Raw genomic sequence first — 22,156 nt, forward strand, 5'->3', positions numbered from 1 at the left:
TCATTGCTGACTATCAGCTGTCGGAGCTTGCGAAGGACCTTTCGCGGGCAACGCCGTCTGGGAGATAGCCTTTGATCGGCTGCCCGTCGGGCTTGACCCAACGTTCGAGATTCGTTGTACAGCGCAGCCACCACCTATCGCTTACGTCGCGACGGCCGCGAGGTACAAGTGGTTAAGTTGCGTTAGATATATCATTTCCCGATGATCGCTGCGATACCGCAGGTACGCGATGCAGTATCGCGGCCACCGGGTACGCCCGGAGACAAAACGGGATTCCGCATACAGGAGATTGACGATGGTCTTCGACAAGCTATTAACCCAGGCAATTCTCGGCACAGCTTCTGATGCAATTATTGCGAGTGACCAGGACGGCGTGATTCACTTCTGGAATCAGGGCGCCGAGCGGATTTTTGGTTATGCAGCCAGCGAGGCGGTGGGGCAATCGCTCGACATCATTGTCCCGCAGGACTTTCGTCAGCGTCACTGGGACGGCTATCGTCGGGTGATGCAAACAGGCGAGAGCCACTTTGACCGCGGGGATCTGTTGTCGGTACCCGCGAACCGTAAAGACGGTACGCGCATTTCGGTGGAGTTCTCGATCGTCCCGTTAAAGAACCATGAAGGGCGGGTCGATGGCATGGCGGCCATCATGCGGGACGTGACGAAGCGCCAAGAAGAGATGCGCGCGCTGAAGGCACAGCTCGCGAGGACCGGAACGGCGCCGTGAGGTGACCATCGTGCTTTCGTGCCTTCACTGCTTTCGCTGAGCACCAGCCTGTGCTGGCCAGCATGATGTGCATGATGCCGGGCGCACTGCGACAGGCAGATTTCGACAGGCAGATTGACGCCAGCGGAGCTGCCCCGGCGCCACAGTACCGGACAGCGTGTCTCAGGCAAGCTGGAAAGAGTCATTTCGGACCGGGCGGACGCGGGGTCGGTGTTGCACCGGCGCCACGTCACTCATTGGGTTGGCCAGGCGCGAGCCGACGTCGCCCGCACGCTGTCTTTTTCCATTCGGGGCACACAGCAGGATATTGAAAGATCAGCGGTTACTCCTCCGACAGATGCGAAAGAACGTCTTGCAACACGATCGCCTGGTTATGCTCCTCGTCCTTCGCGCCATAGACCAGCGTAATTGGCTGCCCTTTCGCATCAGCAAGGAGACTCCGCATGCGTTGCTGCTGTTCTTCAGCATCGAGTTCAAAACGGTACCGTTGCTGAAAAGCTTTCCATCGAGTGGGCGTGTGTCCGAACCATTTGCGCAAGGCAGCGCTTGGCGCGAGGTCGCGCGCCCACTGGCCAAGCGCCAGCATCTCCTTGCTGCGTCCGCGAGGCCAGAGGCGGTCAACGAGGACGCGATAGCCGTCTTCCGGGGCTGCATCCTCGTAAGCCCGTTTGACAAAGATCTTCAAGCTCTCCCGTTCCTTGTGTGGCATTGGGCTCTGTCCAGTCCGATTTCCCGATACGCGTTACCCGGCCCGCTCCAGGTTACGCTACGAGCAGATCAACCCTTTGCCCAGTATGGAAAGGATTTCGCTTTGAAACTGTCGCCGCTCGGGTCATCCCACGGTATGCCCGACGCGTGCGCGGGCGCACCAGGCGCCTGTCCGAGAATCAGGATGCGCGCGTCGGCTCCCGCGCGCACGATAGGGCGAGGACCGAGTGGCAGGCGCGGCGAACATGTCCGACAGGCACGCACGTCAGTCAGAAGCGCATCGAGCGAAGGACGAGGGTCTATTCGTTTTCCGGCCACTTCATTTCCAGGTTGTCGTCATGGTGTTTGCGTCGCTCACCAGCGAACCCCGCCATGCCGTCCGGCCCGACAAGTACGACGGTTACGAGTATCGATGTGTTCTGGAAGGCTGTCAGTGCATGCGGGACGCCCGCTGCCAGATAGATAAGGTCCCCGGTATGAAGGACCTGGTGGCCTTCATTCATTTCGAGATCGACTTCACCTTCGATGCATTGCACCGTTACCGGGCCATCAACCGCATGCACAGGCATCCCTTTGCCAGCCGGAAGAACGATCCTCATGACCTCGAGGCGCTCCTCCTTGAACAGCGCCGTGGTTCGAGTCTGTTCGAACATGGCTCCGAGCGGTAGGAGGCTCGCAACTTCCCCAGACGATAGATGTGATATAGCCACCGGTCTCTCCTTTTTGACGTACAACCCGATCGAGTCAGTTGTAGTGTGGATCGTCAGGCGGTCCGCCGCGCGTGTTGCGATAGCATACTCCGCACCATGCCGGAAATCCGGGCCGCGGTAGAAAACGGATAGCGCGCACCGGCACCTCGCGCGAGCGCAACGCTAGGGGATCGCTAGCTGGAAATGACTTGCCGGAAGCCATACAGACTTGATCCAGCGCTGCGAGAGACGGCTTCCGTACCCTTGCCCGTCCTGCTGCTGACCGGTCGACTGACGGGTGCGAGCCTGCCGAACACCAGTGACTCCGGGGTCAGTCTCGGGTCGTATGGATGGGCAACGGGTCTCATGGTCGGTCTCCAGCGGGTTTCGATTGACCGGCGGGATGTGTGCGTCGACTCGTGATTGGCGTCTATGAGGTGCCCGACACTTGTGCGCAGGTGACGTACGGACCGGCAAGCCTGGAGGCCTGGTCGCGGCGCGAGTCTAATTCATAACAACACAAGATAGCGGGCATGTGACCCAGCATTACACCGCGCGGCGCGTGAGCATCGATCTGATCTGGCCGATCGCATACGCGGGATTCAGGTTCTTCGGGCAGATGTCGGTGCAGTTTAGAATCGTGCGGCAGCGAAAGAGCCGGTACGGATCTTCGAGATTGTCCAGTCTCGCCTGCGTGGCCATGTCGCGTGAATCGACGAGGAACCGGTAGGCCTGCAGCAGGCCAGCCGGTCCAACGTACTTGTCCGGATTCCACCAGTACGACGGACACGCCGTTGAACAGCACGCGCACAGGATGCACTCGTACAGGCCGTCGAGCTGGTCGCGTTCTTCGGGACTTTGCAGGCGCTCTCGTTCCGGCGGCGGCGTATTGTTGATCAGATACGGCATCACCGAATGATATTGGTTGAAGAACGAGGTCATATCGACGATCAGGTCACGGATCACGGGCAAGCCGGGCAATGGCCGCAAGACAATCCGCGACGGCAGGTCGTTCATGTTAATCTGGCATGCAAGAGCGTTCCTGCCATTGATGTTGATAGCGTCGGACCCACAGATGCCTTCGCGGCATGAACGCCGTAGCGAAATCGATTCGTCGACCGACTTCAGCCTGACGAGGACGTCCAACAGCATCCGGTCGCGCGGATCGATGTCAACCTCGAACGCCTGCATATGCGGCTTGGTCTCCGTGTCCGGGTCATACCGGAAAATCTCAATTACGCGGCTGTCGCTCATCGTGCATCTCCACCTTGTGTTCCGGGTTCTGAGCTCGATCGTGCTGCTTATGGGGGACGGCATTCCGCCGTCACGCATCAATAAGGCAGCCGGTGAGCTGGCTGGTTTTCACTCCCAGCGTCAATGTCCGCCGGAGCCGCCCGCTCCGCCAAAATAACCCGATGGAGCTGGGCAAATCGCGCATCGACCGGGCCCTCGAACAGAGGATCTGGTTGTTCGCCCGCATCAACAAGCTCGATGGCATGCCAGTCGTCATTGTCGAGGTAGCGTACGGCGGCGGGAAACAGCGTCAGCTCTTCGACCCTCATGTTATGTCGCAGCCGCTCCGCGTAGAGACGGACGTGGATTTCGACCAGTTCCTGTGACATGTTTTCTTCGCGGGCCGCCGCTTCTAGATCCTGGAGAAGTTCGTGGCCCTGTGAAATCAGTGTGACGTGCTGCGTCTCAATTTCCCGCGCAATCTCGCCGGACAGCGCATTCTTGTCCCGCAGTTTCTCCGCGATGCGATCCTCGATCGCATGATGGGCCACATCGGGAAAGCGGGTCAGGTAATAAAGCGCATCCACCAAGAGCGCGATGTTCGGTGCGCCTGGATCAGTGCGCAGCGACGGCTCCTCATTTAGCAGTTGGACAAGTCGTCCCAGCCTGCCATGTTCGGCTTGCAGGCGCTCAATGACTTTTGACATGGGGCGCCTCATCCGGGTTCGAGTTCAAGTTCGGATTCGTACTCGTATTCGTATCGTATTCGCGGCCATCGCGTCGAATGCGAGCGCCGACTTCGCATAACCGCGCCACCACGCATCTCCGCCGCACCCCAGATGGCCTCCATGATCACCTGTCCGGTCGCGCCGCTTTTCAGGGCGGCCGCTGTGTGACCGCGTATGCAATAAGGGCACTGGCTGACATGGGCGACGGCCATGGCGATCAGTTGTTTCGTCTTCACGGGCAGCGCGCCATCGGCGAAAGCACTGTCGCTGAATGCCTTGAATGCTGCGAGCGGCCCGGGTGCCAATTTTTTGCGCCTTGCAGCGATTCCGGGGCCCGACGTTGGATTCATTGCTTTGTCCATGGCTTTGACTCCCAATGCGGGTTCAATGACGGCGCCACAACCGCGACGCCGAATGCACACCCTGTCGGAATGATGACGACGCGGGCAAGCTGAGGCCCAACTACCCGTCCGAATATCAGATCAGCCTTAGCCAATCTTAGCCTTGTCGCCTGCGTCCTCGAACGCAACCAGGAATTCCTCGGCCATCATCCAAAAGTCGACCTTTACGGTTCTGGCATCAGCGTCGACATTGACTTTCGCATTGGGGTCGACCGCGCCAATCGCCCTGGCAAGCGTCTGCGCTGCGCCATCAACAGTCACCTCTACTACACTTCGAATCGATACGTTCGAATGCTATGCGTTGCTCCTTCGATTCGGGCTATCGGGCAATCCGAGTCCAACGGCCATGCCTTGTCATTCCACGGGATTTATATCGACCAAGTTGCCGCGGGGATGCCCGCTCATTGAATGATCGGCGCCACTGTTCCCCTGATGCGCCTGCCCGGTGCAGTTTCATCCTATCTTGTGCGCCCGGAATCAGCGCAATGCAACTAGCTTTAAGCTATGTCACAACGTGATCTATAGTGGAGTACATTGATGGTTCATCATGAGATTGTCGAAACGCGAAATTGCACGATCGCCTATCGCCGCGGTGACAGGAAGCTGAAAGAATTAGTGACGTAGAAAGAGGTCGAGTTCACGCTCGTTGGATTGTGCGGAGCAAGCGGCGCGTCGGAAAAACAGCTGACGTTGTGGATCGCAACATGCGCAGTCGAGCCGCAAGGCATCACGCCGCGCAAATGGCGCTTCAGCGGTCCCCCACTGCGCCGCGTGCGAACCGCTCGACGGCGCGCACAGGATTTCGAGATCAACGCACGGCAGGCGTTGCGCTCGTCCTGGACCTTCTCGGTGAATCAACGTATTGCGGCGTTCCAGGCGTTCGTCCGGTCGTTGAGCGTGTTTTTACGTTCCTCGACTCGAGGGCGCGCTGGACACGAGGCCATGATGGTTTGCCGGTCGGCTTGAATCACAGCCGTTGATGCGCGACGGATTAAACGCGAAGTTGCGGGACCCGCAACGAGGAGATGGGATGGCCGGCATTCACCCCGCACCCCCGCGTGATCTAGTGCAGGCGGGTCTGAGCCCCGCGGACGACCGGGTCCGCCTGAATCACTGGCTACCGCCGCAGGCAGGCGTGGTTCCCCGGATCCGGATCGGTCAGCACTGGATTAACGTGCTGTGGACATTGCCGCTCGGCTTCGTACTGCTGGTTATGGGCGTGGCCATCGCGCAGGCACTGCGGCAAGTCCCGGCGGTTCAGGAATTCCTCATTCGCTACCCCGGCGCCCCGCTGTCCGCAGTGGCTGTCGTCACGGGCTTCCCCGCCTGGCTCAGGCTGCAGCATTTCCTCAACTTGTTCTTTATGGCGTTCATTATTCGCGCAGGACTCCAGATTCTAGCCGACCACCCACGGCTGTACTGGAAACGCGACTGCACGCCCGGCACCGAATGGTTTCGCTTCCAGACGGCGGTGCCGGCCGGCCGCGTGTGGACCGCGAAGGACGATTCGGTCACGCTACCCGCGTGGCTCGGAATTCCTGGAATCCGTCACTCCATTGGCCTTGCCAGATGGTGGCATTTTTCGATTACGCTCTTGTGGATGGTTAACGGAATCGTCTTCTACGCACTACTTTTCACGACCGGCCAGTGGCTGCGGTTGGTGCCGACGACCTGGGAGGTGATCCCGAACGCAGCCTCGACCGCTCTGCAGTACCTGTCGCTCACATTCCCCACCGATCACAGCTGGCTGCGCTACAACAGCCTGCAACAGATCACCTATTCCATCACCGTGTTCGTCGCTGCGCCCATTTCCATCCTGACCGGCTTCATGCAGAGCCCGGCGATCTCCAACCGGCTCGGATGGGTCGGCCGGGCGTTGAACCGGCAGCGGGCGCGTTCGATCCATTTCATTGCGCTGTGCTGGTTCCTGTTCTATATCCTTGCGCATGTGACGCTGGTGTTCATCACCGGTGCTCGGGTGAATCTGAACATGATGTTCGCCGGCACGAACGGTGACTCCTGGAGCGGCGTGCTGGTCTTCGTCCCGGCCATGGCGTTGGTGGCTGTGACGTGGTGGCTGGCGTCTCCGTTCACGCTCCGTCATGCGCGTCTGGTTCAGCGGATCGGAGGATTCTTGGCCCGCCCTTTCAATAGCGTGACGCAGTGGTGGGACCCGACGAGCCAGCTCACCGAACAGGACATCTCCCCATACTTCTGGCCCAACGGGACGATGCCGGCGTCCGACGAGTTTGATCAGCTCGTGAAGGACGGCTTTGCGCATTACCGGCTGAGAATCGATGGTCTGGTTGCAAAGCCAGTAGAGCTCACGTACGCCGAGCTGAAGGCGATGCCAAAGCAGGAACAGATCACCACGCATTTCTGCATCCAGGGATGGTCGGGCGTCGCCAGGTGGGGCGGCGTTCCGATGCGCCATCTCCTCGATCTGGTGAAACCGGCGGCCGACGCTCGCTACGCGGTTTTCTATTCACTGGCCGATGGCGGCGATGGCGGACGTTACTACGATGTGCACAGCATCGCCAACATGCGGCACGAATTGACGATGCTCGCCTATGAGATGAACGGGGCGCCGCTAAGCGTGCTACATGGCGCGCCATTGCGGCTGCGCTGCGAGAACGAACTCGGCTTCAAAATGGTCAAGTGGATTGCGGCCGTAGAGTTCGTGCACGATTTCTCCGACCTCGGCGCGGGCGAAGGCGGCTACAACGAGGATCATGAGTTTTACGGTTACCGCGTGCCGATCTGAGTCGCTTCTCAGATGAAAACGATCATCGCGATCACGGCGGCGGCCATCACACCGGTTGAAATCCACCCCAGCATTCGCAGCGGCATGGGTGTGACGAAGGTGCCCATGACCTTCGGGTTGACGACATCATCACATCTCGGTCTCCAGCGCCCGCTCAACGCTGATCTCCGCGGTGACCGACGCGGGTGACTGCAGAATTCGCTGTGGGTTCAGGCATCCCCGTACACCCGAAGCTCGACTTCAAGTCGCCATCCTGCCGTTCCGGTCGGTACCAGGTCGCCAGCGTCAAGCCCGGCCACAATGGAGCTTCGCGGCAGCCACGCGAGTCCCTCGCCTTCCAGAACGCTGTTCTTGACCACTTCCGCCATGTCCGATTCGTAATGAAGGAAGCCGCAAGGCGGGAGCCGCGTCCGCATGGGCAAGCAGGACTGCGAGGCAGCGTCCGATATAACAGGTCTCCGAGTAGGAGATAAGCGATAAAGGACGGTCGTTCGTGCCGGCCAGCCGGAGGCGGGAGCGCTTCGCTGATTGGACATGTTCGCCTATCACCATTCGGAACTGCCCCTGCATCTGGACCCGACGCGATACGAGGACCCTACCGTGGGCGCCGACACGTTCATGCCGGTCTGAATGTGGAGGAAAACACGGGTTTGCCGTATGCCAGCACCGTGCGAGCAAAGGACGAAGATGGCATCGACGTGGGCGTGGCGCACTCCTGCGGCCATGACTTTCACACGACCTGGCTGATGGGAGCCGCGCACGTTCTGGCTCATCACAAGGACGCGTGGAGTGGCACCGTCGTTGTCGTATTTCAGCCCGGCGAGGAGGAAGCACGCGGGGCGGCCGCCATGGTCAACGACTGGGACGACAAGCGCTTCCCCCGGCCGGACATCATTCTTGGCCAGCACGTGATGGTGGGGCCAAGCGGAACCGTAATGTATCGCCCCGGCGTCATCCTGTCGGCTGGCGACAGCCTGAAAATAAGACTGTTCGGGCGCGGCTCGCATGGCTCACAGCCGCAGACCGCGATCGATCCGGTGATCATGGCGGCATCCACCACAATGCGTTTGCAGACCATCGTCTCTCGGGAGATATCTCCGCTAGACAATGCGGTGCTTACGATCGGCGCACTACAGGCCGGTACCAAGGAAAACATCATCCCGGACGAAGCAACGATCAAGCTCAACGTGCGCACATTCGACGACGACGTACGAGAGTATATGCTGTCGTCAATCCGACGGATCTGTTGCGCCGAATGCGACGCATCGAACGCCGAACGACCACCGGAATTTACGACGATCAGCAGCTACCCTCTGACCGAGAACGATGAGGCCGCGACCCAAAGGGTTGCGGTCGCGTTCGCAGCGCATTTTGGAGAGAAAGCCTACGAGACTAAGCCAGCGTCGGCAAGCGAAGACTTCAGCATTTTCGGGCGAACTTGGAACGTGCCATACGTTTTCTGGTTCGTTGGTGGCACTGACCCCGATGTCTTCGCGCGGGCAAAAAAAGAAAAGCAAATCAACAAGATCCCGAGCAATCATTCACCGAAGTTTGCGCCCGTCATCGATCCAACACTAGAAACGGGTCTGCAAGCGCTGTTGACTGCAGCCTCGGCTTGGCTGAGCGAAAAGCAAGAAGCGTAATGGAACACAGCTTGTTTGTGCTGGTGGATATGCTTGGCACCTTCGCGTTTGCCGTAAGCGGTGCGGTAGCTGCCGAGCAACGTCGTCTCGATCTCTTCGGTACGTTGGCGATTGCTTACGTTACGGCTTGCGGCGGAGGGATTATTCGGGATGTGTGCCTAGGTGCGCTGCCTCCTGCTGGGATGGCGGACGGGCGATATATAGCATGTGCGGCGTTAGCCGCAGCGGTAGCGATTTGGGCGCGCGCAGCTATCGATCATCTCAGACATCCGGTCGTGTTCTTCGATTCGCTTGGACTAGGCTTCTTCGCTGTCGTGGGCGCACATAAAGCGCTGCTGCTGTATCAGAACATCGAGGTGGCGATCGTTCTGGGAGCGGTGACCGCTGTCGGCGGAGGCACGTTGAGAGACGTTTTGGTCAATAGAATCCCCGTAATCCTGCAGAAGGAGATTTATGCAGTCGCCGCACTCGCCGGAGCCTCCACTCAAGTGATTGGACAGCGAATGGGTTGGTCACTCGCGGTGACGCCTTGGTTCGCATCCTCCGTCTGCTTTGTAATCCGATTTCTCGCCTTGCGTTACGCGTGGAGCCTTCCAGTTGTTAAAAAAAAGAACACGACGTGAAAGGCTAGACTTGCATGCGGACATTCGTGGAATCGGAAAATGGCAAACCTTTGGATGAGCGCTCTGCAGTGATACCGGGCGATCCACCTTCGTCGCTGCAAAGAGCCCAAGCTATGACTCGCGCCGAAAAGCTGGGGCAACCGGCCCCACAGGGTATGATGTTCGAACATCGCACCGTGCTAATTGGCATCGTCTCGGCAAAACCCGAAGGGGCCGCGAGCGCGGGATCGTCCGCTGAGGCGGTGTTCAAAATTGCCTCAGTCTAGATTCTCCGAAGTCAATCATGCGCTCATGGCGGCTCGATCGTCCCACTATCGCAGGACACCTGGATCTTTCCCGGGCAACGAGCCTGGTATCTGCCATTGGAGCTGATGATGCCAATGCATTTGCCGCGGAAGTCTTGAAGTTGCTAGGGGATGCCGCGGGTATCTCCCAGTGCACCGTGTTTGCGTACGAGTTTAACAATCGACCCCGGACCGTCTCCGTGGCGGACCATCGCGGCGGTCGATTCTTGCGCAATGTGGCAGATACGTACACCAAGACTTTCTACACACTGGACGGCAATCAGACGATTATCTCGGCAGCCCGTCCCGAAAAACTGGACTCTGCCGTTTTGCTTCACCAGCAGGCCAGCGAAGACATCTCGCATGAAGGCTATCGAGCCGCTTGTTATCACCAGCCTGACGTGTCGGGCCGGCTTTGTCTTTTGTTGCAGCCGTCGCAGGACATCTGGCTCTCAGTCAATCTCTATCGGGACCGTAGGCGTGGCAATTTTCACGCGAGCGAAATCGCGCTGATCGAAGCCTTCGCCCCGCTGATCGCTCATGCCGCCAAGCATCATTACGCGCTATCTGGCCAAATTCAGAGCGGCATTCCGCAGCTCATGCTGGCGCGAGTCCGCGGAATCTGCCCAGATTTATCCAAGCGAGAACTCGACGTGCTCTGCGGCGTCTTGGAGGGTCGAACCGCGCAAGAAATCGGCGAACTGATGGGCGTCAAGGCCTCCAGCGTCGTGACCTACCAGAAGCGCGCTTACCGCCGCCTTGGCATTTCGAGCCAACGTCAGTTATTCGCCTTGTGCCTGGCCCCCGGTAAAAACTGATTCTGCCTGCCGCGCCAAATCAAACGTCGGACGCTCATTCGGTCGCGCACGCCCAAGGGTTTCCCCTAGCCCATCTCGCCCTTCACGTGTACCCATTTTGGGGACAGCGCGAGGCGACGGTACAACCATACTCCAGTCATCGCCATACCTCGCCGCTCTGACGAACCTGACGCGATTGCATTGAGCGCTGTGGCGCTCGACATAGACTGATTCTGGAGACGACCTACATGGAAACGACCCCATCGGCCAACCGTGGCCCACAGCCTGACCGGCCGGCGAACGGTGCTGGACCGGGCGCTTCACTGCAAGAGCAGCATGTCATCGCCAAGGTTTCTCGCCACCTGCTTTGGTTCCTCTTCACCCTGTTCTTCTTTTCGTTCCTGGACCGCATCAATATCGGATTCGCCGGACTCACCATGATGAAGGATCTGGGCCTTTCCGGGACCCAGTTCGGTCTGGCGACAACGTTGTTCTATATCGCCTACATCGCATTTGGCATTCCCAGCAATATCGTTTTGGCCCGCATTGGCGCGAGGAAATGGATCGGGACCATTATGATCGCATGGGGTCTGGCATCCACCGCGACCATGTTTGCGTCCAGCCCGAACACGTTATACCTGTTGCGCGTTTTGGTCGGCGTGACTGAAGCCGGCTTTCTGCCAGGCGTTCTGCTCTACATGACGTACTGGTTTCCGAGTGCCTACCGCGCGCGCGCCAACGCCATGTTCATGATCGCAATGCCTGTCACAGCCGCCGTCGGCTCCGCGCTGTCAGGATATATCCTGGCACTGGACGGGACCCTTGGGCTCAGAGGGTGGCAATGGCTATTTTTCCTGGAAGGCTTGCCCTCGGCGATCCTGGGTCTGGTTGTGTTCGCTTATCTGCACGATGGTCCGGCAAAGGCGACCTGGCTCAGCGCCGATGAAAAACGCACGCTGTCGCAGACGCTCGCCGCGGAGCACCGGGCCGATCCGGTACCGCGCACATCGGCAACCGAAAAAAGAAGCCTTTTCAGCGAACTCGTCTCACCGACCGTGCTCAAGTTTGCGCTCGCCTATTTTTGTCTCGTCAATACGCTCGCGATGGTTGCAGTCTGGACCCCGCTGATCGTGAAGAGCTTCAGCGCCGACGCAAGCAACCGCACCATCGGTCTGCTGGCTGCGATCCCGCAAATTTGCACGATCGTCGCGATGATCTGGTGGGGAAGGCGTTCCGATCGCAAGCAGGAGCGCAAATGGCACCTGATGTTGCCCATGCTGTTTTCCGCTGCTGGCTGGCTTTGCACGGCTTACTCGGCAAACCCCATCGTCCAAATGCTGGGGATCTGCCTGGCATCAGCCGGATCGTACACCGCCATGTCGATCTTTTGGACGACGCCCGATCACGCGCTGAGTTTCCGCGCCCGCGCGGTCGGCATCGCCGTGATCAATGCCACGGGCAATATCGGCTCGGCCTTGAATCCACTGGTGGTGGGATGGCTAAAAGACCTGACGCATAGTTTCTCGGCCGGGTTGCTGTATGCGGCGGCACTGCTCGTCATCGGCGCGATCGTAGTGGCCGTACTGCCGATCGAACCCACGCGTCAGCGCCGCACGGATCCGTCAAACACTGCTAGTTAGACGGTATCTAGCCGCGCTAGTTGTGCGACTCAAACTATGGCGAAGTGTTTAGCGACGAGGGACAGGCAAACCATGGTCCCGAGCCGCACTTCGTTCGAGAACTCGTTAAGGAGCAAACGATGGAATTCAAAACCTATCCCTTCACTGCAAAAAAATACGCTGCAAAGTTACCGCAGTTGGACAACGGCATCGAGGCGAAGCGACATGCAGTTACGATCGTCGGCGGCGGTCCGGTCGGTCTGACGGTAGCCCTCGGCCTGGCCAACCATGGCGTTCCCTCGGTATTGATTGAAGCCGACGACTCCGTGTGCCACGGCAGCCGGGCCATTTGCATCTCGCGACGGAGCCTGGAAATCATCGAGCGCCTGGGCGCAGCGGATGGGTTTCTGACGACCGGGCTGCCGTGGGCCGGTGGGCGCAGCTTCTACCGCGACACCGAAGTGCTGCACTTCAAAATGCCGCAGGACGACAACCAGAAACTGCCGCCGATGGTGAACCTTGCGCAATATCACATCGAACAGTTTCTGCTGGACGCCGCAGAAAAGAAAGCCGATCTGATTGACATCCGCTGGCAGACACGCGTCACGGCCGTCGATTCACGCGCGGACGGCGCCACGCTCCGCCTCTCCACGCCCGAAGGCGACTATGCGCTCAATAGCGACTGGGTCGTCGCCTGTGACGGCGGGCGCAGCACGGTTCGCGAAGCGTTAGGTCTGCAACTCAAGGGAACGAGCTACGAGGGCCGCTATGTGATCGTCGATATCGAGCTTGAGAGCGACCGGCCGACTGAGCGCCTGGCCTACTTCGACCCGTCGTCCAACCCGGGCTCCACCGTGCTGGTCCACAAGCAGCCTGACAATGTCTGGCGCATCGACTACCAATTGCGTGACGGCGAAGACGCCGAGCAGGCGGTGAAGCCGGAGAATGTGTTCCCGCGGGTGCAGAGCTTGTTGGACATGATGGGCGAGCGTGGTGATTGGGCCCCCATCTGGATCACGATCTACAAGGCCAATGCCCTAACCCTGGAAAGCTATCGTCACGACCGCGTGCTGTTTGGCGGCGATGCAGCCCACCTGGTTCCGATTTTTGGGGTGCGCGGTGCAAACTCCGGCATTGACGACGCGGACAATCTGGCGTGGAAACTGGCTTTCGTGGTGCAGGGCCTCGCCTCCGAGGGACTGCTCGACAGCTACTCATCCGAGCGCGTCTTTGCCGCCCACGAAAACCTCAGTTACGGCACCAAGAGTACCGAGTTCATGGCGCCGCCGTCGTTCGCCTTTGAGTTGATGCGCAAAGCAGTGTTGAGTTTAGCGATCAAGCATGAACGCGTGCGCTCCTTGATCAATCCGCGGCAGACTTCGGCCATCACCTATAACGCGTCGCCATTGAATGCTCCCGAAACAATGTCGAGCGCATTCACCGCTGGCCCTGTGCCGGGTGCCGTGCTTCCCGAATGTCCGTTGACGATCGTCGAGGGCGGCAACGCAAGGGAAGCCCACCTAACAGACCTGATCACCCCCTGCTTCACGGCCTTGCATTTTAGCGAAGACGGTCAGGTGCCCGCAGAATTCTCCGCGCTCGAAAAAACACTTCATAGCGAAAAGCTGCCTTTTAAGCTGATCCCCGTGACTGCGCATCTGCACCCTGAGACCAAAAGCGATCACAACTGGGACCATACGGGCCGGCTGTTTGCCATGTACGGGGCCAAACCCGGCACCGTGTATCTGGTTCGCCCGGACGGGCATGTACTGGGACGCTGGCACGCGGCAGCCGCCGCGGATATTGCTGCAGCCATCCACCACGCCCTTAACACGTGATCACGACCCACCTCATAAAGGAGAACGCCATGACCGACAGCGACCTCGATACCGTCTATACCCGACTGTGCAAGGCCATGACCCAAGCGGGCGAGGCCAGCGCTCCCCTGTTTCTCGCGCGTTTCGCAATGCTCGCGATCGACACGATCGACGACCCGGCCGTCGCGCTGAACCTGATCGACGATGCCAGCGAGGGGATACCCGAATAGTGCCGGGTGCGGGCGCACATGCAAGCGAGGGCGGCACCGCCGCCTTCATCGGGGGCCAATGTCCTTTGCAGAGGATCGACACAATGACACTCAACTATCAAACCGGCTTTGCCAACGAATTTGCTACCGAGGCGCTGCCCGGTGCGCTTCCCGTGGGGCGCAATTCTCCGCAACGCGCGCCTTATGGTCTGTACGCCGAGCAACTCTCGGGCACGGCATTCACTGCGCCGCGCCATAACAACCGGCGTTCCTGGTTGTACCGGATCCGGCCGGCGGCCATGCATTTGCCGTTCGAACGTATCGAGAACGCGCGCCTGCTGAGCCGCTTCGACGAAGTACCGACACCACCGAATCAGTTGCGCTGGGATCCCCTCCCGATGCCCGATGCACCGACCGATTTCGTGTCGAGCCTGGTGACCATGGCGGGCAACGGCGCGCCTGACGGGGGCAGCGGATGCGGTATTCACCTGTATGCCGCAAACTGCTCGATGACCGATCGTTTCTTCTACAATGCCGACGGCGAGTTGCTCATCGTGCCCCAGCAAGGACGGCTGCGCCTGGCGACTGAAATGGGGCTGCTCGAAGTCGAGCCGCAGGAAATCGTGGTCATTCCGCGAGGCGTCCGTTTTCGCGTGGAGTTGCCCGATGGCGAGGCGCGCGGCTACGTTTGCGAGAACTATGGCGCGCTGTTCAAGCTACCGGATCTTGGCGTGATCGGCTCCAACGGCCTGGCTAATCCGCGCGACTTCCTCACGCCGGTGGCTTGGTACGAAGACCGTGAAGGCGAGTTCGAACTGGTCGCGAAATTTGAAGGCAATCTGTGGCGCGCTGAGATCGACCATTCCCCGCTCGACGTGGTCGCGTGGCACGGCAACTATGCGCCGTACAAATACGACTTGCGCCGCTTCAACGCGATCGGTTCGATCAGCTACGATCATCCCGACCCATCAATCTTTCTGGTGCTCCAGGCCCCCACCGATACGCCAGGCGTCGACGCCATCGACTTCGTCATTTTCCCGCCGCGCTGGCTGTCGATGGAAAACACTTTTCGCCCGCCATGGTTTCACCGCAACTTTGCCAGCGAGTTCATGGGCCTGATTCATGGCGCCTACGACGCGAAGGCGGAAGGCTTCGCGCCAGGCGGTGCGTCGCTTCACAATTGCATGAGCGGCCATGGTCCGGACGCCGATACGTTCGCCAAGGCCAGCAAAGCAGACACGACTCGGCCCGACCAGATCACGAACACCATGGCATTCATGTTCGAAACACCTGCCGTCATCCGGCCGACGCGCTACGCGCTCGAATCGTCCCAATTGCAGAGCGAGTACTACCGTTGCTGGCAAGGTCTGAAGAAGCATTTTAATCCGGCGCAGCGCTGAATCCGCACCAAGGAGATACCGTATGTCATTGATCAATGAATCGCACGACCCGAGTCTGAAGAGTTGGGTCGCGCAGGCAAACGAACCGGGAAGCGATTTCCCGATCCAAAATCTTCCATTCGCCGTGTTTCGCCGCAAGGGTAGCGACGAGGCGTTCCGCGGTGGCATAGCCATTGGCGACCAGATCGTCGATCTTGGGGCGGCCGCAGGCAGCGGCGTTTTCTCGGGTGAAGCGGCCTCCGGCGCAACTGCGTGCGGCGACGCAAGTCTGAACCGGCTGATGGCGATGGGACCCGCGATCTGGTCCGCACTGCGGCTCGCGCTATCTCGAGCATTGCGCACAGGCGCGCCCGAGGCTACGATCCTGGCTGGCACGCTGGTCCCGCAAGCGCAGGCGGAGTACACGGTTCCGGCACGCATCGGTGACTACACGGATTTTTACACCTCTGTGCATCACGCAACCAATATCGGCAAGCTGTTCCGCCCGGACAATCCCCTGATGCCAAACTACAAATGGGTCCCCATCGGCTATCACGGCCGTGCGTCCTCCATCGGCGTTTCGGGCCAGGCGTTCTCGCGTCCCATTGGCCAGACGCTCCCGCCAGGCGCGACGCAACCGGAGCTCGGTCCTTGCAAGCGGTTGGACTACGAACTGGAACTCGGAATCTTTGTTGGAACTGGCAATGAATCTGGGATGCAGGTGCCGATCACTGAGGCTGAATCGCATGTATTCGGCCTATGCCTGCTTAACGATTGGTCAGCCCGCGATATCCAAGCTTGGGAATACCAACCACTTGGTCCGTTCCTCTCCAAAAACTTCGCAACGACCATCTCGCCCTGGATCGTCACGATGGACGCGCTTGCGCCATATCGTGTCCCTTTCACGAGGCCGGAAAGCGATCCGCAGCCTCTGCCTTATCTGGATTCGACACAACAGCGCGAAGCGGGCGCGATCGACGTGCAGCTCGAAGTCTGCATTGAAACGGAAGCGATGCGTGCGGCCCGCACGCCAGGCGCACGTCTCAGCCTCACCAGTTACCGGCATGCCTATTGGACAATCGCGCAAATGGTTGCGCATCACACGGTGAATGGTTGCAACCTGCAGCCCGGGGACCTTTTGGGCACCGGTACGCTCTCCGGCCCCTCCCTGGATCAGGCCGGAGCCCTGATTGAACTCACCGCAGGCGGCAAGCAACTGGTGAACCTGCCCAACGGCGAACAGCGCACGTTTCTTGAAGATGGCGACGTCGTCATCATGCGCGGCTGGTGCCAAAAGGCCGGCGCTGCACGCATCGGATTTGGGGATTGCTACGCGAGAGTATTGCCGGCAATGTGCTAAATCCAGTGAGACGCTTCCAATGACGAAACTGTTGCGCATGACCCTTTAGGCAAGTCGTTGACATTACCGAAGATAAGTCGCGCGATCACCGCCGGGGGCCGATCTGCCTCGCGGATCCCACGACATGCTGGATTGATGGTCGAAGCGATGAGCAGACACTGTGCATTAGCTATCGGAGCAAGGGCCGGACCTGCCGTTTGCCTTTTACTTTGCTACTGTTGAAGATATCGGTCAAGACGACCTGCGCGGAGAATGGATGGAACTGCGACAGTTGCGTTATTTCATCAGTGTGATCGAGCACGGCAGCATGGGTAAAGCGGCACTCGAACTTGGCGTGGTCACATCCGCGCTGAGTCAGCAGATCAGTCGCCTCGAAAGCGAGTTGTCGACTCGACTGCTGCAACGCACTTCCAGCGGCGTGGTGCCGACCGACGCGGGACTCGCGTTCTGGAGGCAGGCGCAACTAGCATTGCGCCACGTCGACGACGCGGCGCTCGCCGCGCGGCAGGCGCGATTGTCGGGCCATGTCAGCGTGGGGCTGGCTCCGAGTACTACGGGTGTACTGGGGCTGCCATTCATGCGCGCGATGCGCGAGCGATATCCCGATGTGCGCCTGCGCATGGTAGAAAGCCTGTCCGGGTATCTGGCCTCAATGCTGGGTGCGCGGCAGATCGACCTCGCGATTCTTTTCCACGAGGAGCTAACGCAACGTTGGAGCGTGATGCCCTTGCTGGATGAGCGTCTCTTCGTGATCGGCGCTCGGAGTCTCGCCGGAATGCCCGCGGGCGCCGAAGTGCGGATTTCGGCGCTCGGCGAGCTTCCCCTCATTTTGCCGAGCGGGTCTCACGGGTTGAGGGCCTTGCTATCCGCCTCTTTCAGAAGGGCGAAGTACGAGCCGCGCATCGCCGCCGAAGTGGATGGGCTCGCCATGCTGATGGACGCTGCGCGGGGCGGCTTGGGGGCGACCATCCAGCCGGGCGCGGCGCTCGCGCGGTCCGAGAACGCAGCACTTGCAAGCGTCCAGGTTGCGGATGCCGATGCTACAAGACCCAATTTGCTCGTCAGCGTGTCGGATGACGAATTGTCGCCAGCCGGGCTCGGAGCGCGCGTCGTACTTGCCGACGTGGCGCGCGCCCTCGTGAATGACGGCCGCTGGCCAGGAGCAAAACTCAGGTAAAACACGTATTCACGAAAGCTGAACACCTCTTGCCGGTTTGCTGATGGCGGCACACGGCGTCGCCCGCTACATTCGGTCTCACAAGGAGACAACGCAAATGGTCGACGTTCTGGTAATCGGAGGGGGCAATGCTGCGCTCTGCGCCGCCCTGATGGCGCGCGAAGCAGGCGCCTCGGTATTGCTTCTCGAATCGGCCCCCCGCGAATGGCGCGGTGGCAATTCCCAGCACACACGCAACCTGCGCTGCATGCACGATGCACCACAAGATGTGCTGATCGATGCGTATCCGGAGGAAGAATACTGGCAGGATTTGCTCAAAGTCACCGGCGGTATTACTAATGAGCGTCTCGCGCGCCTGGTGATCCGTGAGTCGTCAACGTGCCGGCCATGGATGCAAAAGCATGGCGTGCGGTTCCAGCCGCCTCTTTCAGGGGCTCTGCACGTAGCCCGAACGAATGCCTTTTTTATGGGCGGCGGCAAGGCGCTGGTCAATGCGTATTATCGCAGCGCCCAATCCCTTGGCATACAGATCCGTTACGACTCCCCGGTGGACGCCATTGAATTGGAAGGCGATCGCTTTGTGGCGGCAAGGACCGGCTCCGAGCGTTTCGAGGCACGCGCCTGCGTGCTGGCCGCCGGAGGTTTTGAATCCAATCGCGAATGGTTGAGACAGGCCTGGGGGCAGAATGAGCGCGGCGAATGGCCCGCCGACAACTTCCTGATTCGTGGCACGCGCTTCAACACAGGCGTTCTACTTAAGTACATGATCGATGCGGGCGCCGATGCGATTGGCGACCCTTCGCAATCCCACTGCGTCGCCATCGACGCGCGCGCGCCACTGTACGACGGAGGTATCTGCACCCGGATCGACTGCGTCTCTCTCGGCGTGGTACTTAACCGCGATGCCAAACGTTTTTACGACGAGGGCGAGGACTTCTGGCCGAAGCGCTACGCAATATGGGGGCGATTGGTTGCGCAGCAGCCCGGCCAGATCGGCTACTCAATTATCGACGCCAAGGCGATCGGCCGGTTCATGCCGCCCGTCTTTCCTGGCGTGAAGGCCGACACACTGTCGGAACTGGCTCGAAAGCTGGAGCTACCCGAGTCAACGTTCGTGCAAACGATCACCGAGTACAACGCCGCCTGTCGGGTCGGCACATTCGACCACACGGCGCTCGACGATTGCCATACCGAATATTTGCTGCCTCCGAAGACTCACTGGGCCCGGCCGATCGACACGGCACCGTTTTACGGCTATGCGTTGAAGCCGGGCATTACGTTCACGTACCTCGGGCTCAAGGTCAATGAAAAGGCTCAGGTGCATTTCGGCGGCAAGCCAAGCGAAAACCTGTTCGTGGCAGGAGAAATGATGGCCGGCAACGTACTCGGCAAGGGTTATACCGCTGGCGTCGGCATGTCGATCGGCACCGCCTTTGGGCGCATCGCCGGCGCCGAGGCGGCGAAGGCCTTGAGCGAACAACTTGGAGTTCACCGTGCAGAAGCTTGAAGCACTTGCGCGCGAGGCGCAGGAACTTGCATCCCCTTCCGGGCCTGGCGGCAATCGCTCCGCGAACGGGCGACATTTCCAAACCATCCGCGTCCTTTCACTCACCGAAAACGAGACTGAGGTGGCGCGACAGATGCAGATATGCAATGCGTGCCGCTATTGTGAAGGATTTTGTGCGGTTTTTCCTGCCATGACCCGAAGGCTCGAGTTCGGAAAGGCCGACGTGAACTACCTGGCAAACCTGTGCCACAACTGCGGAGCGTGTTATCACGCATGCCAGTACGCGCCACCTCACGAGTTCGCGGTCAACGTCCCGGCGGCCATGGCGAAGGTCCGCGTCGAAACGTACGCTGAATACGCGTGGCCTTCTTTCATGGGCGCGCTTTACAAGCGAAACGGCCTGACTGTCTCGCTCGCGCTGGCAATCGGTCTTGCGCTTTCCCTGATGCTCGGGATCGCCTTGAGGGGGTCGCTCTTCAATGAGCGACTGGCTGGCGATTTCTACGCGATCTTCCCGCATAACCTGCTGGCCGCGATCTTTGGCGCAGTCTTCGGATTCGCGATTCTTGCCCTCGGAATCGGCGTGACGCGATTCTGGCGAGACGTGTCCTCGGGTGCTGCCTCAGCCCCCGCGATTGCCGAAGCGACAAAGAATGTACTGGGGCTCACGTACCTTGATGGAGGACATGGCGACGGGTGCAACGAGTCGGACGACCGGTTCACACTCGCGCGCCGTCGATTTCACCACTTCACGTTCTACGGCTTCATGCTGTGCTTCGCAGCGACCGTGGTAGCGACGTTTTACCACTACTTTCTTGGTCTGCATGCGCCTTATGCGTTGCTCAGCCTGCCCGTTGTGCTTGGCGTGTCCGGAGGCGTTGGGCTGCTGGTTGGGCCGGCCGGTCTGCTCTGGCTCAACCTGCGCCGCCACCCTAACCATGGCGATCCAAAGCAGCGGCCGATGGACCGGGGGTTCATTGCGTTGCTGCTGCTGAGCAGCGCGACGGGACTAGCGCTCCTGGCGTGGCGTGATACGGCTGCGATGGCGTGGCTTCTGGCGGTACACCTGGGGGTCGTGCTGGCACTTTTCTCAACGCTCCCGTACGGGAAATTCGCTCATGGCATTTATCGCTCAGCGGCATTGCTAAAGTCGGCTATCGAAAAGCGACAAGCCAATGGATTGCAGGTCGGCTCGGAATAGCTTGTTCGTGACCGTTTCGCTGCGCCCTTACGTAGCGCGACGGGCGCGGCGTGGGCCGACGAGTGCGCAGGGCACGACTGACGATGAAAACACCTGCCGTTGCGTGTTCTGAGATCGCCATTTTTTCCATACGCAATCAAAGGGTACCGTTCGACACGTTGAGCGGCCTGAACGCATTCGTGGACGCAAACGCGCTCGGCGAGATCGGCCAAACCGAAGGAAACAATTCGTCCCCAGTCCAGCAGTTCCCCGCGCAGTACGCAATTTCTATTGGTGAACGTAGATGCGGTATCACGGCGCTGTTTTTGAAGATCTTATGGCGATCGAGATTCACCGTTGGGAGTTCGGCGAACCGGACAGGATGGCAACCTTCACCCTTTTGGTCGATCCCCGAGTCTTGGGTCACGCAGAGAGCGATGACCAGCTGAATGGCAGTCGAAACAAGCACAAGCACACCCTAGCATTGCCGTGCCGCTTCAAGGCCTGACGTGCCACCAACGAAATAAGATACACAAGGAGACAAACATCGTGAACCCCTCAACCGCCGCCCTGGCCAACTCGGCCAATCCCCGCGCGTCAAAGATTGGTGCCGTTTTGCGCGTAACCAGTGGCAACTTTCTCGAGCAATTCGACTTCTTCCTGTTTGGCTTTTACGCGACCTACATTTCGAAAGTGTTTTTCCCGGCAAGCAGCGAGTTCGCATCGCTCATGTTGACGTTCGCAGTGTTCGGTGCCGGATTTTTGATGCGGCCATTAGGGGCGATCGTGCTTGGCGCATACATCGACGAGGTGGGCCGTCGAAAGGGTTTGATCGTTACGCTTTCGATCATGGCGAGCGGCACAATACTGATCGCATGCGTTCCAGGGTATGCGACGATCGGCATGCTCGCACCAGGACTCGTGCTGCTTGGACGGCTGCTTCAGGGATTCTCCGCGGGCGCCGAGCTCGGAGGCGTATCTGTGTATCTCGCAGAAATGGCGACACCGGGCCGCAAAGGCTTCTACACGAGTTGGCAATCGGCGAGCCAGCAGGTTGCTATTGTCGTTGCAGCGGCGCTCGGTTACGCGCTCAATAGCTGGATGACGGCGGATGAGATCGGCGCGTGGGGCTGGCGCATCCCCTTCGTTATCGGCTGTGCGATCATACCGTTCCTTTTCTTCCTGCGCCGCTCTTTGCAGGAAACCGACGAATTCAAGGCGCGGCGGCATCATCGGTTCTGTCGCGATAAGAAACGTGTGTTGAGCAAGGCCTGACATGCTTAGGAATACTTATGCCACTAGCGAGTAGAA

20 protein-coding genes and 5 pseudogenes are annotated in these 22,156 nt (G+C 59.7%); 17 read left to right on the forward strand and 8 right to left on the reverse strand.

Annotated elements, in window-relative coordinates:
* The first annotated feature begins 295 nt into the window (after positions 1-295).
* Positions 296-727: a PAS domain-containing protein gene (locus tag AWB81_RS22445; RefSeq protein ID WP_062638751.1), complete on the forward strand. Its 432-nt coding sequence runs from the start codon at positions 296-298 to the stop codon at positions 725-727.
* A 322-nt stretch (positions 728-1,049) separates the two neighbouring features.
* On the opposite strand, the gene AWB81_RS22450 is transcribed toward AWB81_RS22445, so the two are convergent.
* From AWB81_RS22450 to AWB81_RS22480, 7 genes and pseudogenes are all read right to left on the reverse strand, one after another.
* Positions 1,050-1,412, reverse strand: a complete 363-nt coding sequence (locus tag AWB81_RS22450; protein ID WP_235025445.1) for a DUF488 domain-containing protein — start codon at positions 1,410-1,412, stop codon at positions 1,050-1,052.
* A 137-nt stretch (positions 1,413-1,549) separates the two neighbouring features.
* Positions 1,550-1,738: pseudogene (locus tag AWB81_RS46915) on the reverse strand (uracil-DNA glycosylase family protein); the annotation flags it as partial.
* Positions 1,735-2,088 carry a cupin domain-containing protein gene (locus AWB81_RS22460; protein ID WP_327366833.1) on the reverse strand — a complete coding sequence of 118 codons (354 nt, stop codon included), beginning with the start codon at positions 2,086-2,088 and terminating at the stop codon, positions 1,735-1,737. The gene AWB81_RS22460 and the pseudogene AWB81_RS46915, both read right to left, overlap by 4 nt.
* A gap of 582 nt (positions 2,089-2,670) precedes the next feature.
* On the reverse strand, positions 2,671-3,378 hold the full coding sequence (locus tag AWB81_RS22465; RefSeq protein WP_062638753.1) for a succinate dehydrogenase/fumarate reductase iron-sulfur subunit: 708 nt from the start codon (positions 3,376-3,378) through the stop codon (positions 2,671-2,673).
* A 77-nt stretch (positions 3,379-3,455) separates the two neighbouring features.
* On the reverse strand, positions 3,456-4,064 hold the full coding sequence (locus AWB81_RS22470; protein WP_062638770.1) for a hemerythrin domain-containing protein: 609 nt from the start codon (positions 4,062-4,064) through the stop codon (positions 3,456-3,458).
* A gap of 8 nt (positions 4,065-4,072) precedes the next feature.
* On the reverse strand, positions 4,073-4,447 hold the full coding sequence (locus tag AWB81_RS22475; RefSeq protein ID WP_235025869.1) for a carboxymuconolactone decarboxylase family protein: 375 nt from the start codon (positions 4,445-4,447) through the stop codon (positions 4,073-4,075).
* A 126-nt stretch (positions 4,448-4,573) separates the two neighbouring features.
* A complete protein-coding gene (locus AWB81_RS22480; RefSeq protein ID WP_235025870.1) occupies positions 4,574-4,747 on the reverse strand; it encodes a copper chaperone in 174 nt (57 codons plus the stop codon).
* A gap of 769 nt (positions 4,748-5,516) precedes the next feature.
* Here AWB81_RS22480 and AWB81_RS22490 point away from each other — a divergent pair.
* Both AWB81_RS22490 and AWB81_RS45795 read left to right on the forward strand, forming a co-directional pair.
* Complete coding sequence (locus AWB81_RS22490; protein WP_062638755.1) at positions 5,517-7,250, forward strand: molybdopterin-dependent oxidoreductase; 1,734 nt, start codon at positions 5,517-5,519, stop codon at positions 7,248-7,250.
* Between the two features lie 12 nt (positions 7,251-7,262).
* The gene (locus tag AWB81_RS45795) at positions 7,263-7,439 is read left to right on the forward strand and encodes a hypothetical protein (protein ID WP_159938923.1); all 177 of its coding nucleotides are present in this window, start codon (positions 7,263-7,265) and stop codon (positions 7,437-7,439) included.
* A 23-nt stretch (positions 7,440-7,462) separates the two neighbouring features.
* Here the strand turns inward: AWB81_RS45795 and AWB81_RS48795 are convergent.
* Positions 7,463-7,780: pseudogene (locus AWB81_RS48795) on the reverse strand (LysR substrate-binding domain-containing protein); the annotation flags it as partial.
* A gap of 4 nt (positions 7,781-7,784) precedes the next feature.
* On the opposite strand from AWB81_RS48795, the pseudogene AWB81_RS44215 reads away from it, so the two are divergent.
* The 14 genes and pseudogenes from AWB81_RS44215 to AWB81_RS22555 form a co-directional block, all read left to right on the forward strand.
* Positions 7,785-7,877 (forward strand): annotated as a pseudogene (locus tag AWB81_RS44215) (LysR substrate-binding domain-containing protein); the annotation flags it as partial.
* Positions 7,877-8,893, forward strand: a pseudogene (locus tag AWB81_RS22495) (amidohydrolase); the annotation flags it as partial. The pseudogenes AWB81_RS44215 and AWB81_RS22495, both read left to right, overlap by 1 nt.
* Positions 8,893-9,516: a trimeric intracellular cation channel family protein gene (locus tag AWB81_RS22500; RefSeq protein WP_087135117.1), complete on the forward strand. Its 624-nt coding sequence runs from the start codon at positions 8,893-8,895 to the stop codon at positions 9,514-9,516. The pseudogene AWB81_RS22495 and the gene AWB81_RS22500, both read left to right, overlap by 1 nt.
* 283 nt (positions 9,517-9,799) lie before the next feature.
* Entirely contained in the window at positions 9,800-10,618 is an 819-nt protein-coding gene (locus tag AWB81_RS22505; protein WP_062638757.1) for a helix-turn-helix transcriptional regulator, read from the forward strand.
* Between the two features lie 227 nt (positions 10,619-10,845).
* Entirely contained in the window at positions 10,846-12,237 is a 1,392-nt protein-coding gene (locus AWB81_RS22510) for an MFS transporter (RefSeq protein ID WP_062638758.1), read from the forward strand.
* Positions 12,238-12,356: 119 nt separating this feature from the next.
* Positions 12,357-14,054: an FAD-dependent oxidoreductase gene (locus tag AWB81_RS22515; protein ID WP_062638759.1), complete on the forward strand. Its 1,698-nt coding sequence runs from the start codon at positions 12,357-12,359 to the stop codon at positions 14,052-14,054.
* A 29-nt stretch (positions 14,055-14,083) separates the two neighbouring features.
* Complete coding sequence (locus AWB81_RS22520) at positions 14,084-14,263, forward strand: hypothetical protein (RefSeq protein ID WP_062638760.1); 180 nt, start codon at positions 14,084-14,086, stop codon at positions 14,261-14,263.
* Positions 14,264-14,346: 83 nt separating this feature from the next.
* Positions 14,347-15,642, forward strand: a complete 1,296-nt coding sequence (gene hmgA, locus AWB81_RS22525; protein WP_062638761.1) for a homogentisate 1,2-dioxygenase — start codon at positions 14,347-14,349, stop codon at positions 15,640-15,642.
* 22 nt (positions 15,643-15,664) lie between these two features.
* The gene (gene fahA, locus AWB81_RS22530; protein ID WP_062638762.1) at positions 15,665-16,981 is read left to right on the forward strand and encodes a fumarylacetoacetase; all 1,317 of its coding nucleotides are present in this window, start codon (positions 15,665-15,667) and stop codon (positions 16,979-16,981) included.
* Between the two features lie 256 nt (positions 16,982-17,237).
* Positions 17,238-18,158 carry a LysR family transcriptional regulator gene (locus AWB81_RS22535; protein WP_062638763.1) on the forward strand — a complete coding sequence of 307 codons (921 nt, stop codon included), beginning with the start codon at positions 17,238-17,240 and terminating at the stop codon, positions 18,156-18,158.
* A gap of 97 nt (positions 18,159-18,255) precedes the next feature.
* Entirely contained in the window at positions 18,256-19,665 is a 1,410-nt protein-coding gene (tcuA, locus tag AWB81_RS22540) for an FAD-dependent tricarballylate dehydrogenase TcuA (protein ID WP_062638764.1), read from the forward strand.
* On the forward strand, positions 19,652-20,866 hold the full coding sequence (gene tcuB, locus AWB81_RS22545) for a tricarballylate utilization 4Fe-4S protein TcuB (RefSeq protein WP_062638765.1): 1,215 nt from the start codon (positions 19,652-19,654) through the stop codon (positions 20,864-20,866). The genes tcuA and tcuB overlap by 14 nt, the downstream gene beginning before the upstream one ends.
* Positions 20,867-20,949: 83 nt before the next feature.
* Positions 20,950-21,294 (forward strand): hypothetical protein, encoded by a 345-nt coding sequence (locus AWB81_RS44830; protein ID WP_144444163.1) that lies wholly within the window; start codon positions 20,950-20,952, stop codon positions 21,292-21,294.
* Positions 21,295-21,394: 100 nt separating this feature from the next.
* Positions 21,395-22,093: pseudogene (locus tag AWB81_RS22555) on the forward strand (MFS transporter); the annotation flags it as partial.
* Between the last annotated feature and the right edge of the window lie 63 nt (positions 22,094-22,156).

The organism is Caballeronia arationis (genome assembly GCF_001544975.2).
Taxonomy (GTDB): Bacteria; Pseudomonadota; Gammaproteobacteria; order Burkholderiales; family Burkholderiaceae; genus Caballeronia; species Caballeronia arationis.